The organism is Rhodoferax sp. LB1P47 (assembly GCF_056521445.1).
On sequence record NZ_JBWMAU010000004.1, the window covers coordinates 180,281 to 196,635 of the forward strand.

At 61.7% G+C, this 16,355-nt stretch carries 21 protein-coding genes; all 21 read right to left on the minus strand.

Annotated elements, in window-relative coordinates; all coding sequences use genetic code 11:
* Nucleotides 1-22: 22 nt before the first annotated feature.
* Nucleotides 23-283 (minus strand): hypothetical protein, encoded by a 261-nt coding sequence (locus AC0969_RS07545; RefSeq protein ID WP_479623530.1) that lies wholly within the window; start codon nt 281-283, stop codon nt 23-25.
* Nucleotides 284-341: 58 nt separating this feature from the next.
* Nucleotides 342-1,037 (minus strand): Gp49 family protein, encoded by a 696-nt coding sequence (locus tag AC0969_RS07550; RefSeq protein ID WP_479623531.1) that lies wholly within the window; start codon nt 1,035-1,037, stop codon nt 342-344.
* A 25-nt stretch (nt 1,038-1,062) separates the two neighbouring features.
* Nucleotides 1,063-1,548, minus strand: a complete 486-nt coding sequence (locus AC0969_RS07555; RefSeq protein WP_479623532.1) for a hypothetical protein — start codon at nt 1,546-1,548, stop codon at nt 1,063-1,065.
* 15 nt (nt 1,549-1,563) lie between these two features.
* A complete protein-coding gene (locus AC0969_RS07560; RefSeq protein ID WP_479623533.1) occupies nt 1,564-2,469 on the minus strand; it encodes a gp53-like domain-containing protein in 906 nt (301 codons plus the stop codon).
* 12 nt (nt 2,470-2,481) lie between these two features.
* Nucleotides 2,482-3,075 carry a putative phage tail protein gene (locus AC0969_RS07565; protein ID WP_479623534.1) on the minus strand — a complete coding sequence of 198 codons (594 nt, stop codon included), beginning with the start codon at nt 3,073-3,075 and terminating at the stop codon, nt 2,482-2,484.
* Nucleotides 3,075-4,205, minus strand: coding sequence for a baseplate J/gp47 family protein (locus AC0969_RS07570; protein ID WP_479623535.1), 1,131 nt, complete (start codon nt 4,203-4,205; stop codon nt 3,075-3,077). The genes AC0969_RS07565 and AC0969_RS07570 overlap by 1 nt, the downstream gene beginning before the upstream one ends.
* Complete coding sequence (locus AC0969_RS07575; protein WP_479623536.1) at nt 4,202-4,792, minus strand: phage GP46 family protein; 591 nt, start codon at nt 4,790-4,792, stop codon at nt 4,202-4,204. The genes AC0969_RS07570 and AC0969_RS07575 overlap by 4 nt, the downstream gene beginning before the upstream one ends.
* Nucleotides 4,793-4,851: 59 nt before the next feature.
* Nucleotides 4,852-5,376, minus strand: a complete 525-nt coding sequence (locus AC0969_RS07580) for a phage baseplate assembly protein domain-containing protein (RefSeq protein WP_479623537.1) — start codon at nt 5,374-5,376, stop codon at nt 4,852-4,854.
* A 1-nt stretch (nt 5,377) separates the two neighbouring features.
* Nucleotides 5,378-6,505, minus strand: a complete 1,128-nt coding sequence (locus AC0969_RS07585; RefSeq protein WP_479623538.1) for a phage baseplate assembly protein — start codon at nt 6,503-6,505, stop codon at nt 5,378-5,380.
* Nucleotides 6,498-7,883 (minus strand): DNA circularization protein, encoded by a 1,386-nt coding sequence (locus tag AC0969_RS07590; RefSeq protein ID WP_479623539.1) that lies wholly within the window; start codon nt 7,881-7,883, stop codon nt 6,498-6,500. The genes AC0969_RS07585 and AC0969_RS07590 overlap by 8 nt, the downstream gene beginning before the upstream one ends.
* Nucleotides 7,883-10,060, minus strand: a complete 2,178-nt coding sequence (locus AC0969_RS07595) for a phage tail tape measure protein (protein ID WP_479623540.1) — start codon at nt 10,058-10,060, stop codon at nt 7,883-7,885. Before AC0969_RS07595 ends, AC0969_RS07590 begins: the two co-directional genes overlap by 1 nt.
* A 16-nt stretch (nt 10,061-10,076) precedes the next feature.
* Complete coding sequence (locus AC0969_RS07600; protein WP_479623541.1) at nt 10,077-10,676, minus strand: phage tail assembly protein; 600 nt, start codon at nt 10,674-10,676, stop codon at nt 10,077-10,079.
* 136 nt (nt 10,677-10,812) lie between these two features.
* Nucleotides 10,813-11,184: a hypothetical protein gene (locus AC0969_RS07605; protein WP_479623542.1), complete on the minus strand. Its 372-nt coding sequence runs from the start codon at nt 11,182-11,184 to the stop codon at nt 10,813-10,815.
* A 64-nt stretch (nt 11,185-11,248) separates the two neighbouring features.
* Nucleotides 11,249-12,706, minus strand: a complete 1,458-nt coding sequence (locus tag AC0969_RS07610) for a phage tail protein (RefSeq protein WP_479623543.1) — start codon at nt 12,704-12,706, stop codon at nt 11,249-11,251.
* A gap of 62 nt (nt 12,707-12,768) precedes the next feature.
* Nucleotides 12,769-13,011 carry a hypothetical protein gene (locus AC0969_RS07615; RefSeq protein WP_479623544.1) on the minus strand — a complete coding sequence of 81 codons (243 nt, stop codon included), beginning with the start codon at nt 13,009-13,011 and terminating at the stop codon, nt 12,769-12,771.
* A 12-nt stretch (nt 13,012-13,023) separates the two neighbouring features.
* Entirely contained in the window at nt 13,024-13,617 is a 594-nt protein-coding gene (locus tag AC0969_RS07620) for a phage protein Gp37 (RefSeq protein WP_479623545.1), read from the minus strand.
* The gene (locus tag AC0969_RS07625; protein ID WP_479623546.1) at nt 13,614-14,069 is read right to left on the minus strand and encodes a phage virion morphogenesis protein; all 456 of its coding nucleotides are present in this window, start codon (nt 14,067-14,069) and stop codon (nt 13,614-13,616) included. Before AC0969_RS07625 ends, AC0969_RS07620 begins: the two co-directional genes overlap by 4 nt.
* Nucleotides 14,066-14,596, minus strand: coding sequence for a phage protein Gp36 family protein (locus AC0969_RS07630; protein WP_479623547.1), 531 nt, complete (start codon nt 14,594-14,596; stop codon nt 14,066-14,068). The genes AC0969_RS07625 and AC0969_RS07630 overlap by 4 nt, the downstream gene beginning before the upstream one ends.
* 6 nt (nt 14,597-14,602) lie before the next feature.
* Nucleotides 14,603-14,797 carry a DUF7210 family protein gene (locus AC0969_RS07635; RefSeq protein ID WP_479623548.1) on the minus strand — a complete coding sequence of 65 codons (195 nt, stop codon included), beginning with the start codon at nt 14,795-14,797 and terminating at the stop codon, nt 14,603-14,605.
* A gap of 158 nt (nt 14,798-14,955) precedes the next feature.
* Complete coding sequence (locus AC0969_RS07640) at nt 14,956-15,912, minus strand: phage capsid protein (RefSeq protein ID WP_479623549.1); 957 nt, start codon at nt 15,910-15,912, stop codon at nt 14,956-14,958.
* A gap of 42 nt (nt 15,913-15,954) precedes the next feature.
* Complete coding sequence (locus tag AC0969_RS07645; protein WP_479623550.1) at nt 15,955-16,332, minus strand: structural cement protein Gp24; 378 nt, start codon at nt 16,330-16,332, stop codon at nt 15,955-15,957.
* Nucleotides 16,333-16,355: the final 23 nt, after the last annotated feature.

Below are 16,355 nucleotides of genomic sequence, written 5' to 3' on the forward strand. Positions count from 1 at the left end.
TCAGAAGGTGGGGTTTAGCCGATTACAGCCTGCGGGCGTAGCGCAGGTTCTCGTAGACCTGGAACGCGTGGGTACGGTCCGTACCCACGTCCAGGAGCCCGGCAAACTCGTACCACGCCTTCTCCGCAGCATCCGCCGCCCCTTGTGCGGCCTTGCGCGCAGCGTCGATCTTCTGGGCTTCCGTGGCATTCGGTGGCGAATCGGTCTTGCCGTTGCAGTAGCCGTTACAGTTTGCGTCGCCTGGGCGGCAATCAACGCCGCAGATCATCACTTGTTTGCTCATGTGGTTCTTTCTGGAAATCGGCAGAAGATGGGAATTAGTCACCCAGAACGTGGGCCAGTCAGACGGCTAACTGGCACTTCAACGCATACCCCATGAGCGGCCACAGTTCGTTGACCGCGTTTTCCTTGGCTATCTTCTCGCCAATGTCCTCGTTGTCGTTCTCTGGCGAGACACTTACGGACGGGCGGCCCACGACGGCATAACCGCTACTGGTGGTCAGTACCGCCCAACGCAGCACCTGTCCGCCTTTGGAGACGAACTTGACGAACTCGGTTTCCGAGATGTTGGCCTTTATATCGGCAAGCGTCACACGAGGTGCTGTCAAGCCCTTGGCTTGGATTTCGGCTTCAATGGCGGTGTCTGAGGCGGACATATCTTGCTTTCGTAAAGTGCCGCCTTCCGGGCGGCGCGGGTTTTCAGATTCAGGTGCTTTGGTCGTGATCAGCACCCAGTTGAGCAAGTGCCCGGCAGTCCGGTTCTTGAATAGGTACGTCACCTGCGCCAGCTTCAGCTTGCGGCGCATCAACCGCAGGTGGGCATCGGACACGGCTGCATACATGTAATGCAGCCCCAGCTTTTCAAACTCCGCCAGGCCATGCTCTGCCAGGTGTTCATAGAAGCCAGGCCCCATCAGGCTGTATAGGAACGCGCATTCCCCCACCATGGCCACCTGCACGCTGGAAACCGGGTTCATGGTGCCTTCGCGGCCAAAGAACAGGATGGAGCTTTGGCGTGTGATCGCGATGGGACGCATGGTTTAAACAGCTTTCAAAGTCGCTTCAAACCGCGCTTTGGGGCGCGATAGCCGGGGCTGGTGGCAGCATGGCCAGCAGCTCAGTCTCGGTGGGCACCGGTATCGCACCTGCCTGCACCAAATCCAGCAGCTCATGGCACTTGGCCCACACGCTGGATCGCCAAGCGCGGAAGGCTTTGCCATCGGCCTGGTATTTGGGCACAGCAGGTTCGTCTGCGTAGCTGATGGCCGACAGCAGGTTGTCGTAGCCGCGTGTGCGCGCCTGCGTGTCCATGTGGGCCTGCACCGCCGAAGTCATGGCCGAGGCCGTAGCGGCCATCATTTCGGCAGCGCTGGGCGCTGGGGCAGGCACGATGACAAGTGCGCCGTTGATTACATCCAGAGTCTCGCCAGCCTGTAGGTGCATGGCTTGCACATATTCGGCATCTGTGATGTCAATTACATCAGCGGGCAGCTTTGGATAGTTCTCGGATTCTGGGTAAAAACCGCAAGTTGAGAGTGAAAATCGCATACTTAAATCTCCTGATTAATATCCATAAGCCCGCCAGTTAACGGTCTGTGCGCCGCCTGCCGCCATACAAACTGCGATTTGAGATGCAGACACGACGCGGGCGTTTGCAGCTGTTGCGTAATTGCTATTACTGCCGGAACAAATTACGGTTACAGCTGCGTAGGGGAACGTGATTGGAAATGTAAGAAGGCGCTCGGTATTTGCAGTCCAAGCCGCATCTGCCAAAGTGCCCCACTGCTCAATCGTGCCGCCCGTTGGACTATTCAGATCTGGGTACTTTTTCCAACCGCCGCCCCCCAGACTCGATGATGTAATCCCGGCTCCCAGGAAGACTTTCCAGTTCGTCCCGTCAGATACCAAATCTGCAGAAACTCGCGATGGCAATACCACCGTTGATACGCCACCTGGGTAACCCGGCCCATAAAAAATACCCGCTGCGCTAGAGGCGGTTAGGGTGCCGGACGATTGGTTGTTGCAGAGTGAAACTGTCCCGCCGGGATAAGCAGCAGCAGACGGCAATTGGCACGTAAGCGATGCAGAGCCGCTAGATTCGTAAACCCCGCCAAATGCCACATTTCCAAGGATTTGATTGGCGTTAAAAATCACATACCCGCTACGATTTCCAAGGGCGCGCTGCACAAAGGCCGTGGTTGCAGCCTTGGTGGTGCTGTCAAACTGCCCCGCAGTCGAAAATACCCCCGCGCTGCGCAGTGCAGCCAAAACCTTGGTGTAAGTTGCTGGCGCAGCCGGATCAAACTGCGCCCCCACCTGCCCACCAGCCGTCACAACCGCCATCAGCTCCCAGATAAGCTGGTTCATATCTAGGTCAGATACCGCCGTAGGCACAGCCTGCGCCTGCAAGTGCTTGCGAAACCCCGTGCCCGCATCGGTGGCATAACTATTACTTAGCGTGAAGTCCATCGTTCATCCCAATCAAACAAAAATCACATTGAGGGCATAGCGCGCAGGCACTACCCGTTTCAGGTAGCACATCAGCTCCCCGCCATTCAGCTGGCCTTGCAGCAGCCGGTCACCCACCCGCGCAACACCGACGCGGAAATACGTGGATTGCAGCGTCACCGTCACGTACAGCTGGCCGTCCAGCGCCCCCAGTCGGTCACCCACGCGGTTCACGCCGCAGCGGAACGGCGTGTTGTAGGCCACGGTGGCTTGGTAGCCCAGCCAGGCGCAAATGGCCACCAGCGCGCCCGTGCTGGCCGGGCTGGAATCGGTATAGGTCAGCACCGGGCCGCGCAGGCGCGATAGCAGCAGCTTGCGGCGCAGGTCATCGCTCTGGCTGGTGCCAAAGCAGGCATCGGGCAGGCCCGTGGCTTCTTCCCACTCGGCCAGGCGCGTCACGGTTTGGTGCGGTTGCCACTGGTTGGCCGTCAGCTTGGTGAACTCGTGCAGCTCGTTGAAGCTGAACGCCAGCGACCGAATAACCCGCATCAGCGTCGAATTGGGATCGCGCGGCCACGCAAAGCCGGTGGGCAGCAGTGCCGCGAGTGCTTGCCAGAACTTGTCCATCAGACGAAGCCCACCGTGCCCAGCACCAGCAGTTTGTCGTAGGTGCTCACCGTGAACAGCCCGCCCTCGGTCAAAGCCGGGGCGCTGATTGTGTGGTTGACCTCACCCGTCACGCCGCTGACCACCTCTTTGAGGTGCGAGTGCGGAATAGAGCCGCCCGGCACCGCTTCGCGAAAAAACAGGTCTTGCAGCGCCGTCACCACCCCGGCCCGGATCGCCGCCGTGTCGGGCGACACGTTCAGGGTCACATTGATAGTCACCGCCGTGGGGATGATCACAAACAATTCATCGGGTGGACCACGCTTGGGGTCGCGGATGTAGTCGCGCACCAGGCCTTGCTGCACCGTGGTGGGCAGGCCGGGCGATGCATTGCCATCGGCCATGATGATCACCCCGGCCGTGGTCGCCCCGGCTGGGCTGCGCAGGCCCCAGGCGCGGGTAATGCCCGCCACGTTCAACGCCCAGCGCGCATAGTCCGCCGGGCAGCCGCCCATAGGCTCATTGCTCAGGCGCTGTTGTAGCCGGTAGATGGCCTGGGCATCCGTCTCCAAATCGGCCCCGGCGCTGATACCGGCAGCCGTGGTGAATGCCGCGTCAATGCCATTCACGGCGGATACCAGGGTCAAAGCCGTGGCCGGGTTCAGGTTGCTGGCGGCCCCGGCCACCAAGGCCATCACGCTGGCCGTCACCGCTCCACCTGCCGCCACCGCCACATCGGCACTCACCTTGTATTGCCGCCCATCGGTCGTTTGCAGCAGCGTGCCGGTAGTCAGCAGCGTGGCCACCACCCCGGTACCGCTCACCGTGCCCATGGCCGCTGCGGCTTCCTTGCGCTGCATGCCGTAGGTGGCCAGCCAGCCATCCAGAAATTCACCGGCTGACTTGATAGGGATGGCCTGGCGGGCAATAAAGTCGCGCAAGTAGCGATAGGCCCCATGCAGGCCCATCGCCTCTACAAACGCCAGGGCCGCCACGTTGCTGCGCGCCAGGTCCAGGTCGGCCACGCTGGCAACCGACGTAGGGCTGGCCGATTGCTGTGCGCTGGCCAGCGACTGCTGTAGCAGCCGGGCCACGTTCTGCTGTAGGTCGGCAATTGACGGAATTGCCGTGCCCAGTGGTGTGGAGCTCATTGCATCGCCCTCTGCACGCTAGTGCCCCACAGCACGTCATACACCGGGCGGGTCTGGCGCGGCTGGTAAATCGTGGGGCGCACAGCCAGGCGGTCCATGCGTTCACCTACCCACTGGGCCGTCACATCCACCTTGCTAGCAATTCCCGCCCGCAGCATCCAATCCAGCGACTCAGCCGCCGCAAAGCGTGCTGCCTCGAGCACATCGCCACTGGCCTTCCCCCAATAGCACAGCCATAGGCGCGAACCCCAGGGGTCGGGCCGCGTGTCAAAGTCGGTGGCCATAAACTCATCGCCCACCCAGCCGCGCCGGTCGGTGTCATGCAGAGGCAGCTTGTCATCCACAGTAGCCCGGCGGTCGGTAAACAGCGACAAGATAATGGCCGTCTGCAGCGAGTCCTCCAGCGCCAGCGCATAGGTGGCCAGCACATCGGCATACACCAGTGGCATGCCACTGGGCTGCACAAAGTCTTTCCAAGGGTAGTTGCTGGCTGGACTGGGCGTTACCAGTCGCCAGTCAAACGGCACGCCAAACACGCTGGCCGCGTCAAAGGTGTTAGGTTGGGGGCGGGTGGCTACATCAAACATGCAGCCAGTGTCTTTTTTTAGCCCGGTTCAGGCTTGGTGAAACACTTCACCCGAAGCCTCTAAGTGGGTCCGCCCGAGGTGTCCGTGCCCTTCTGCACCAGGCTGTGCGAGTGCCCGCCGCCGATATTTTTGCCCGCGTGCGTGATGCTGGGGCCGGTAAACGCCGCCGCGCCCGACACATTCAGCGCGGCCGACACATTGGTCACCGGGCTGGTCAGGCTGGCGCTGGCGCTGGCGTTCACCTGGTAGGTTTTGGTGTTGACCACGTAGGCTTCGCAGTCCACCTGCACCACCCGCCCGGCCTTCAGCGTCACGCTGTGGCCTTCCTTGTGCCACACGCTCACTTCATAGGCCGCCAGCGTGGGCCGTTCGGCAAGGCGGTCCATGCGCAAAATGATGGTGTGGCCACCGGCATTGATCACCAGTCCCTGCCCGTCGATGGGCTGCGCGCTAAAGCCGTAATCCTGCCAGCGCTCTGCCGCGTCTTTGGCATCAAACTCCAGCATCTCCACCCGCCCGGTCTGTACCTTGCCTTCTTTCAGGCCCCGGATGCGCGCCCGGCGTAAAAAGTTAGCCATCATCATGTCAGTTCGCCTTGTCCGATGGGCCGCGCGGGTGGTCGCTGGTGTTGCCTTTGTTGCCCCAGTTGCGGTGCTTCACATTGGTTTTGAGGGGGGCCGTGTCGTAGGCTTCGATAGGGCGCACCGTCAACTCGGTCACGTCGCCGTCCTGTAGGCTGCACGTTTGCTTCACGGCGCAAATCAGCCATTCCTGGCCGCTGATGCCCGCCACATCGTCATAGATGGGTACACGCTGGTTCAGCGGCCAGGGCGCGCCCTCAAAGGTCCAGCCTTCCACCACGTAGCGCAGGCCCATGGCATGGCCACGGCGCACCCGCATGGTGTGCGCCACCAGGGTTTGCAGCTCTGCCTGGGTGGTATTGCCATCGGCGTTGATGATCAGCGGCAGATAGCGCTGCATTTCATCGTCCCTGGCCACCGCCTTCAGGCTGCGCGCCATCTCAAAGTCGGCCACCGTGTTGCACTGGCCATAGGCAAAGTAGTGGCTGTGCCGGTTCTCATCAGAGCCCATGCCCTGCATGCTGATCACGTTCTGCCCGCGCACAATGGCCCCTTTGAAGCGCAGCTTGCCCGCCTTGGTCAGCAGCAGCCGCCCGGCGTTGTCCCGCGTCACCAGTACCCCACGCAGCCGCGCCGCACGGGCTATGGCATCCAGCGCCGTCTCGCCGTGCCACAGCTTGAAGTCTTGCACCGGGCCGCCCATATCGGTATCGGTCTGGACCTGCAGGCCAAAGGGGCTGGCAATGTCCTTGATGATCCGGTCGATCTTCGCGCCGCGCCACTGGCCGCCCTTGTAGATGGCAGAGCAGCGCACCAGGTCGCCCGTGCGGTCGCGGCCCACGATCTGCATGCCGCAGTCACCCCGGCGGTAAAACGGTTCGGCAGACAGTACATACCCGGTAATCACCACCTCGGTGCCAATGCGCACCTGCACTTCATCCTGGCGCTTGATCTTGGGCACATCCCCCGGCACCAAAGCCACCGGAATGCTGAACGTGCCCGAGATATTCTCCAGGCTGCGGTCCACCTCGCTTTGCAGCCAGCCCGCGTAGGCCAGGCCGTTCACCACCACCTCGATCTGCGCCTGGTCACGGGTGTAGCGGTCTTCTCCTGCCTGTGTGGTGCTAGCCATGCAGCGGTACCCGCAAAGCCACGCCAGGCTGCAACAGCAATGGGTGCGTAATGCTGGGGTTCAGCGCCAAAATCTCATCGGCATAGCTGGCGGTGCCATACAGCTGGTAGCTCACCAGCCACACTGGCATCCAGCTGCTGGGCGTGTAGGTCGTCAGCCGGGCCAGGTCGCGGCTGCGGCCCTGGATGTCGGCCAAGGATGCCACCAGCAGCCCCAGCATCGCGTCATGCCACGGCGGCACGGCATCCCCATTCAGCGTGCTGCCGGTGGTAGCCGTGCCGCCCACCGTGCTGCTCACCACCGTAGTGGGCAAGGTAGCGCTGGCCGCCTGGGTAGATGCCCGCAGCAGCAGCCGGGTGCACTGGTCATTCACAGCAGACCGCAGGGCCAGCGCATCCACATAGCTGGTCATGTCCGCCACCGCTACGGCCTGCACCCAGGCCGCCACGGCCAGGGATTCAAACAACTGGTCACTGGCCGTGGCCAGCGCCGCCACCTTGGCCCGCGCAGGCGTAGCCAGGCCCAGCACGTCCGCGTGCCCCGTGCCGTACATCACCAGGCCAGCACCCACGGCGGGCATGATGGACACTTCAAAGTCCTTTTTGGTGACCGTTTTAGTCACGTCAAAAATGCTGGCAAAAGCCGCTGCAAAGTCCCGCGCCATCGCCGTGGTCAGGTCGTGTGGCAGGGTGAACAGCGTCACCAACGCATTCGCCAGCAGGCGCGGCGTGCGCACCAGGTTGTTGATCCCGTCCCGCACCGCCTGGTAGTTGCCAATAATCGTGTTGGTGAACTCGCCCAGGTCCGCCGTTACGCCCTTGATCGCATCCCACGCGCTTGATAACGAATCCTGCACCCGGCCCACCGCCTGGTCTGCGGCCCAGCCAGGCGCATCCGCCACGTCAAACGCCGACACAAACGCATCCGCGCTGGCCTGCTTTGCCAGCTCAGCCTTGCGAAACGCCTGCTGCGGCGTATCGGGCACGCCCGCCGGGTAGCGCCGCGTCTCGGCCCGCACAAAGGTCAACTCAAACCGGGCCATGCCACCCTCGGTGGTGGGCGCTTCCTTGATGCTGTACTTGCCCAGCACAAACACCTTGATCGTGCCCGCCGTGGGGTGCACCAGTTCACCCACACCCTCGGCATCCAGCGCGGCGCGCAGCGCGTCGCGGTCTGCCGTGTATGCGCCGCCGATCACATAGGCGCTGAACTTGATTTCTTCCGCCGCCTGGCCCATGCGGAATACCGTGGGCAGGTCTTGAAACGGGTATTCGCGCAGCACCGTGTGGTAGCCCGCAGAGTGCTCAATCGTGTCTACCTGAAAGGCCACGTTGCGAAACTTCGCGGGCCGCAGTTGGTCTAGCCACAGGTCCGCCATCAGCGGTTGCCTCCAGGGTTGGTATTGCCTGGGTTCAGCCGGATGGTTGGCATTTGTTGGGCCACCGTGGTGGTGGCCGTAGCGCCCGGCAACGCCTGCACCACGATGCGCAGCTCACCCTGGCCCAGCTCCACCTTGGTGGATTGGCCTGGGGCCAACTTTTGCTCCACTGCCCCTGGGGCCGAAATTGTCAAAAAATCTGCCGGATTTACCGGGTTCGGGCGGTCCAGGCGGCGCGGGTCGTCAAAACCCTTACCCCGGTAGCCCGCCTTGAGTTGGTCCATTACCCGCAGGCGGGCAATATCCTCCTCGCTGGGGCCGGTAAGTGCCTCAATCAGCCATAGTGGGTTCATCGCCCCCGCCAGCTGGCCCAGCATGCCCAACGTCATAGCGCCGCCTGCTACCTTGCTACCCACACCCACAGCAGGAGCCAGCGCTTCGGCTCCGGCGGCCACCACCTTGCTGGCCGCCCCAGTCGGTCCGCTACCCACCATCAGAGCCCTTTGGCTGGCGGCTAGCGCCGCTGCTTCGGCACTCTCTCCGGCAACCGGTGCCAACTTCACCGCTTCCTTTGCGGCGGGCGCAAGAATCGACCGCACCCAAGACCCAGCCATATTCTTTGCCTTGAGGGCCAACATAACGGCCACGGCAGCACTCCCTGCAAAACCTGCCGTGCCAACGCCGGGGTTCTTGTCTAAAAAGTCCCCGACAGGGCCGCCCAGCACATTGTTGGTCGAGTCGATGGATGGTTTCAGCGCATTCCCGGTTTGCTTGCCAATCTGCGCCTGCACGTTCTCAATCGTGCCGCCCAAAGACTCCAACTTCACACCAAAACCCGTCATAACGAGGTCAATCCGCTCGTCTAGCGACGCTTGGTTATCCACCTGGGCCTTGGCATCCTCAAAACCAGCAACGCCTGCCTGCGCCATCAACAAAGCAGGCCGCCCGCCTTCGCTGCCAAAAATAGCTTTCGCCACCTCCAGCTTGGTCAAATCATCAGATGTTCCGTCCTTATTTTTGATCTGATTGAACTTCTCTAGCTCTTTGAAAATAGCCTTTACGGCGCTGCCATCTGTCTTTTTAAGCTGCCCGTTATCGTCAAAGAAGTCGAATTTGATATCCAGCTTTTCTAGGCGCTCACGGGCATCGGCTTTCAGTCCCTTTTTTGCCTCGGCAAGCATCAAAGGGCCACTAGCCAGCCGCTGTAACATTTCAGAGAAATTAGTACCAAACTGGTCGCCGTGCATGCCCCGTTTGTTCAGCATGCCCTGCGTTGTTAGCACATCATTCATGCTAGAGAGTCCCCCCATTCCCAGCGCATTAATAACCGGGGCTCCATACTGCGCACCGGCTAATAAATCACTGGGTTTCATCCCGCCAGAAAATCGGTTGCGCTGGATCACATCGGCCATCTTGGGCAGCTCGTCATCTTTCAGGTTGTAGGCCTCGCGCATCTTGGCGGTAGTCATTGCGGCTTCGGTTTGCGGCATACCCATCACCACGCCTAAGTTGGTCGAGGCCACCAGCCCGCCATTCTTAACAGCTTGTGGGGTAATGCCCAGCGATATCAGCTCGGATGCCGCGCCCACCATATCCTTAGTAGTTCCCGGTAACCTATTCCCCTGGTCTACCGCAATCTTGCGGATCGCGTCGTAGTCGGTAGACACTTTTCCGCCCTTGGTCATCAAGGCCGACTTCAGGCTAATCTCCGCCGCCTCTAGGGTGGAAAACGCCTTCATCACAGGTGCGACCACCGTTTTAGCGCCTATATACGTAGCCAGCCCAGTGGCGGCCACGTCCGGAAACTTACCCGCGTTTTCGGCCAACGCCTTACCCAGGCTGCGCACCTTGTTCTGCGCCGCATCCGAGGCACTGGCCAGCCGCTGCATATAGCCAATCTGCCGCTCCGTGCTGGTATTCGTCCCCGCCTTTTGAATCGCCCGGTCCAGTCCGCCAAGCTGCGCACTAGCTCCGGCCACCGCCGTCTGCAAGCGGTCCAGCTTCGCACCGCCCGCAGCGGTCTTGTTGCCCAATTCGTCTAGCTTGCCCGAAGTCCCGCCAACGGCCTTGGCCATCTGGTCTTGCGCCTTTTGCATCAGCTGTGCATCCGCACCGATGCGCGCCGCCATATTGCTCACCACTTCAATGATGAACTTCAGCTTCATGTTGGATGCCATAGCGCGTCAGCCCTTTTTACCCAGCCCAGCCGCCAGCGCCTTCAGGCGAGCCAGCGGCAGCGTCTCCAAGGTAATCGGCGAGCAATGCAGGGCCTGGGCCAGGTGCAGCAGCAGCTTGTCCCAGCCCTGCAACCTGGCCGCTGGGCTGTGGGGATGCCGGGGGCACACCCTCGGGCGCTTTGCCCGCCACCAGGTTGTCAAACGCCGCCTGGGTGATATTGCCGTAGCGCAGCTCCGCCGCCAGAGTGATCAGGAACACCCGTTGCTCAATCAGCCCAAAATCGTGGGTGCTCAGCTTGCCCAGCATGTCCAGGTCCAGCACGGCCTGGGGAATCTTGGTGCCGTCGCACGCCAGATACTCGATATGCCGCAGCGTCAGGGCATACCGAAAGTCCGCCTCGCTCTGCAACAGCTTGGGGGCACCGCCCACCGTTACCACCCGCTCGGCCATGCGCTGGGCCGCACGCTCATCGGCCACGGTGGTTTCACGCAGTCCCACTGTGCGGTAACGCAGTGTTTTGCCCGCACTTTCAACGGGTAAGCCATCCACCAGGATCAGCGTATAGAGGTCATCAATCGACCGGGTGATTGAGTCGAGGGGTGTTTGTGTGTCCATGCCCTGCACTATGCAGGGGTGGGGCTGTTGGGGCCTGGTGAACTACTTCACCAAAGCAAAAGGCCGGGGGTTACCCGGCCTTCTCAATAACTGCCGGGGAGTGCCCGGCCTTTTTTGTCGTCAAAGTGTGCTCAGCCTACAGCCATTGCAGCTCCGCATTCAAGATGAACGCAATGTCTACCGTGCCGCCACCAATCGCCCCCAAAGATTGGAACGTCGCCTTCGGTGCCAGGCATTTACGCCCGGTGAACGTGTCGCGCATCGCAACCTGGATATTGCTCATCGCCGCAAAGTTCTTGGGCGTAGCCGTTGGCCCCCATTGCAACTTGGCCTTCAGCACGCGCTGCACGCGCTTGCGCAGCACAAAGTCGTCGCCGCTAGCGCTTAGCTTGGCATCGTTCTCAAAGCCAGTCGCGCCCTCAATAGAGCCGCTGCTGTCTTCAAACGCCAGCACCTGGCCATCGGCAATGATGGTGTCGATGTGAAAAAGTTGGTTCTCGCCTGCCATGTTCTGCTCCTATTTAAATCAGTTGAGGACAGAGCTAAAGGTCTGTCCCGCAAAGTCTCAGGCTCTAGACCTGGCCTGCAACCACGTTGCTGGTCACTTCGGTCTGGTAGTGCTGGGTCAAGATCACCGGCTCATCGGTAATCTTCAGCTTGCCGTTGGGCGCATCAATCTCGGCATTCAGGTTCGAGATGTAGTAGTCCATGTTCTGGCACAGCCCGGCGTCAATGAATATTTTGTACAAGCCAATCATGATCTCCTTGGCCAGGTCCACCGTCATGATCTTCTGGCCAGGGATGGGCTGGGTCACGTACTGGCCCAGCTTGTAGCCCATGTTGTTGTATTTGTTCTGGAACTCGGTCACCCGGTACCAGCGGTAGTAGCCCATGGTCTTCAACCAGCACATTTCAGCCATGCTGCGGTCAGGTGCGCCGCCCGCGCTGGTCTTGTAGTTGGTCACCATGCGCAGCAGGCTGGCGGTGTAGTCGGCAGCGTTGTTCAGCGGCGAACCACCTTTTGCCAGCAGGTTGTTCATGCTGTCCGTCACAAAGCCCGCGCCCTGCACCGGCCCGGCATAGCCCAGCAGCTTGGCCGTGGGGCCTACCGCTGGGTCAATGGCAGCACTGCTTTCAATGGCCGCGCCCGCCATGGCCGCCGTCTCCCAGGGGCAGGTGCAGTCGTTGGTCACGGCAATGGTGTGCACATGCGGGCTGTTGCGGGTGTTTAGCCAGGTGGTCACTGCCGCCTCGGTGCCACGCACGCAGTTCACCACCATGCCATCCTGCATATTGTTTTGCAGCCAGCGGGTGGCCAGCTCCGTCTCCAACAGAGCCATGTTGGTACTGTCGGTAAACGGGCACACGATCTCGGTGGCCCGGTACAGGTTCATGGCCACGATCACCGGGGTCACATCGGGGGTCACCGCACCGCCCGCCATGCCGGGGATGGCAAGCGTCACCCCCGTGGCCAGGGCATCGCTGGGGTAGTACACGCTGCGCACATTGATATCGTTGCCCGTAGTGCCGCCCCAGTCCGCCGTCAGCGTCACCGTGCTCGCCACTGCCACCGCCGTCACGGGCAGTCGGGTCAGGGCGTTCACCGCATTCGCCAGCTTGGTCGCAATGGTGGCGCTGGTGTCGCTAATGGTCACGCCCGTGCTGACCCTCTGCCCAGCGATGTAGAGCATCACTTCACCGGCGGCGCTGGGGGCACCTGCCACCACAATCGCACAGGTGGCCGCCACGGGCGTATTGCCCGGTGCAATCGCAATCACGTCAATCGGCAGGCCTAAATCTGCATTGGCCTTGGCCGCGCGCCACATGGCCACCAACATGCTGGCTTCGCCCAGCTTGGCAATCGCATCGGCTTCGGTGCTGATCGTCGCCAGCGTGTTCACCGCCAGGCTGCCCGCCGCCAGCTTGTGGCCCACCAGCAGCAAGCGCCGGGGCATGCCCCGCTGGCCGCGAATAGCCCGGCTAAAGTCGATCTTGGCCGCCACATAGGGCACCAGAAAATTCAGACTCATCAAATTTGCAATTGCCATTTTTTACTCCGTTAAATTGCTGTTAAACCGCCGTGGAAGGTCGTTTAAACCGTATTCACCCGCACCAGGTCACCGTCAGCTAAGCGGCGCAGGGTGGTCACCGTCACGGTTTGCAGGGTCGGTACTCCGGGCGCAAAGTCCTGCCCGGTCTCGTTATTGGTCAGGCTCAAGCCTTCTGCCACCTGCACCGTTATCAGCGCATGCAGGCGGGGCGGGTCTTGCGGGACTACCACAGGCGCAGGGCGGGCCTCAAGGGCGGCAGAGGTATCGGCAGTGTTTTTAGCCATTTGAAATTCCTATCAAGGGTTTGCAATCAGGGTTATTTTTTCCGTCACCACCAGCGTGCTGCTGGCAACCGTGGTGGCAGCCAGCGTGGCACGCGCCGTGTCTTCAATTTGCAGGGTCAACCAGTCCACCAGGGCCGGTGCGCTCAGATTGGGGCGCACGGTTTGCTCCCAGCGCAGCATCCACAGCGCCTGGCCTTTGTCGTCCATGGCCCGGCCATACAGGTTCTCGGCCGTAGCGTCTTCTTCCAGCGGGGCCACCTGCATCGGCAGCGCGTTGTCCACAGCGGGCATCCACTGGCGCAGCACCAGCGCCAGCTTGTCGGCCAGCACCATGGCCCCGCGCAGCCGCTGTTCGCGGTTGGCATGCTTGGTGGCCACAAACGCCGCCATGCGCACCTTGCGGGCGTACTTGCCGGTAAACCGCGTGCCGTGGTCTTCAGCGCCCCAACCCAGCACGGTCACAAAAATGGCTGGGCAGGTGTAGCTGATCTGCCCCACCTCTGCGCTGCTGAACTCACCGCCATAGGGTTGCACCGCCACCACCTCGGCCTTGGTGAATTGGGTGCGGATGTAGGCTACGGCCTGGTCAAGCAGTGCCGTGCTCATTGCAGCCGCCGAATCTGGTCGATAAAAAAGTCACCGATACGGGCTTCATGCGCAGGGGTCATACCCATCACGGGCCGCGCAGGCATCTGGAAGCGCCCCTTCTTGCTACCCGTCTGGCCGCCAAAGTGGTGGATGGCGGCGTACTCCAGCGCAGAACCCACTTCCACCCCGCTGCCCGTGAGCTGGCGGGTGTAGCTGCCATAAAGACCGCTGTTGCGGTTCTTAATTAGCGTCTTGCCTGCCCGCGCAATCGCCGCAGCACTCTGCGGCATCGCAGTGCCATCAAACAACTTCTGCCCATCCAGGCAGTCTTGAATCTCACCCAGCAGGTAGTCACCAATCTCCATGCGCACGCCTATAAATCCCCGCGCATCTTCCGCCACAAGCTGCGCCAAATAATGTTCCAACGCGCCTGTATCAGGGAACTTGATCGTCAGACTTATGTCACTCACCGCAGACCCCCAAAATTACCCCAGCAAAACCCACTCGCAGCCTGGCCGGTGTGCGTCTTGCCGCTCACGCTGCTGGCGGCGTCTACCCCCGCCGGGCTTACCAGCTGGGTGCGGCCAGCGGCCACATCCTTCAACCAGGCGCGCTGGGTCTCGGCAGCTTTGTCCATGCGCTCGGTAGCGTTGTCGCTATCGTCTGCCACGGCAAAGCGCACCAGCGCCAGGCAGCACTCTTCCAGCACGCCCGCATTCGCATCCCCGGCAGCCAGTGGCAGCGTCACCGCACTGCGCAAGTAGCCATCCATAAAGTTGCTGGTGGTGGCCAGCACCCGCAGCATCCGTGCCAGCGCCGCATTGGCGGCCGCCATTTCATCGGCACTGGGGGTGCCCGTCCACGCGCCACCGCCCGCCACGTTGATCGCGCTTTGCAGCAGCTCCGTGGTCAGCAATTGCTGCTCATCGGCCAGTAGCTGGGCCGTCTCGGTCAGGCCAAAGCGCTGAACGAACAGGGCGGGGGTGGCGTAGGGCATGGCGGCCTACTTCTTCGCTTTAGCGGCAGGCGCTGCGGTTTCTTCCGTCGCAGCCACTGCCAACGTGGCGGCACCCACCTCTACCAAGGCATCGGCCTGCGTGTCGGGTACTTCCAGCGGTTCACCGGCCTCATACGTCTCGCCATCGTGTTCAATGCGCGACAAGGCCAGCAGGGCCACCATCACAATTGCTTTCGCCATAGGTTTCTCCAAAAATAACTAACCAAATTACAAGTGCAGGCAGAACGCACACCCACCAGAAACACCGCAGAACTGGCTTTGCCAGGCTGCTGGTGTTGCCCCCTTCAAGGGAGGGTTGGCGAAAGATGCGCAGCACTGCTGCCTAGGGGTGTGCCAATCTATGCAATCGCGTTTTGGAAGAAGTAGCCCAGAGCCGGGCTGCTGAACACTTCCTTTACCGACTCCGCTACGCGCACCCGCTGTGAGCCACGGATGCCCATCTTGGGCTCGGGCATATCGCCCGCCACCTTGTCGCCCCACTGCGCCGTAAAGCCCCAGCAAGGTTGTTGCGCCATTGCCGCCTCGGGGTCGATGTACAGCAGGGCCGCATGCTTGCCCCATACCCGCTGGTTGTTCACCGCCTGGCCCTTGCGGGCCGTATTCACAAAGCCCGCGCCTACCACCACTTGCTTGATTTCCAGCACCTGGGCCAGCTGGTCGCGCGTCACCACGCCGCCGGTTTGCGCCGTACCAAAGACCGCTTGCACGATGCGTGGGTGCTGGCGCAGCTTGGTAAACGTCGCCTGGCCAAACACCGCGATGTTCGGGCGGAACACCGGAATGTCGAGTGCCGCCAGCAGTGCGTCCAGCGGGTTGCTGTTGGCAAAGTCGCTCCACTGGCCGGTGCCGCTCAGCGTTGCAAAGTTGGCAGCCGCATAGTTGGCGGTGTTGAACACCTGGCCTGCCACGCGCACCTCGCGGTCCAGCCCCACCAGCTTGGCCAGCAGCATGGTGCTAATGTCCAGCGGGTTGGGTGGGCCACCGCGCTCGGGCTTGGGGCTATCGGCCCAGGCCTGCACTTCATCGTTTGGCACCACATCGTCCAGGCCGTAGTCTTTCACTTCGTCGTTCACCAGGGTGCCGGTGAAGTCCACCTCGGTCGGTACGCTTTTGCGGCCCACCAGGGTCTGCGGCACGGTGTAGCCCTGGGCTACGTCGTAGTTCGACCACACGAACTTTTTAGCCGTGGGCACGCGGGGCATCACTTCATCCGCAATCAGCGTGACCGCCGGGTTGCTGTACACCATCGCAATGGCGGTCAGGGCGGGGTTAACGGGGTAAGAGGTCGTTGCCATGTTCTGTCCAGGTAGTTAGATAAGAGGTTGGGGTACTGCCGATTAGCCCTGGATAGAACCCGGCTCAATCATGATTCGGATCACATCGCCCGCCGCAGTCCCGCTTTCATCGGCAAAGCCCAGAATGCGGTTGTTCACACCCGCTGCGGGTGCCGCCACCACGGCGCGGCCTACCGCATCGGCGGTTACCGGTGAGCCGCGTGGCACGGCCGCGCCGCACTCCACCCAGCCAATGCCCATGCGCACCACGTCGCAGCGTTCGCCCAGTGCAATCGGCACTTCATTCACCACGCCCATCGCAAAGTCGGCGGCGGCGGTGGCCAGCGTCACGGTGCGGTCGGCAGCGCCGTACTTCACGATGCGGTTGATAGGGATAGCCAGTTCGGCCGTGTAATTGACTGCAAGCAGTGGGTTTGCCATGGGATGCTTTCGAAAGTTGAGGG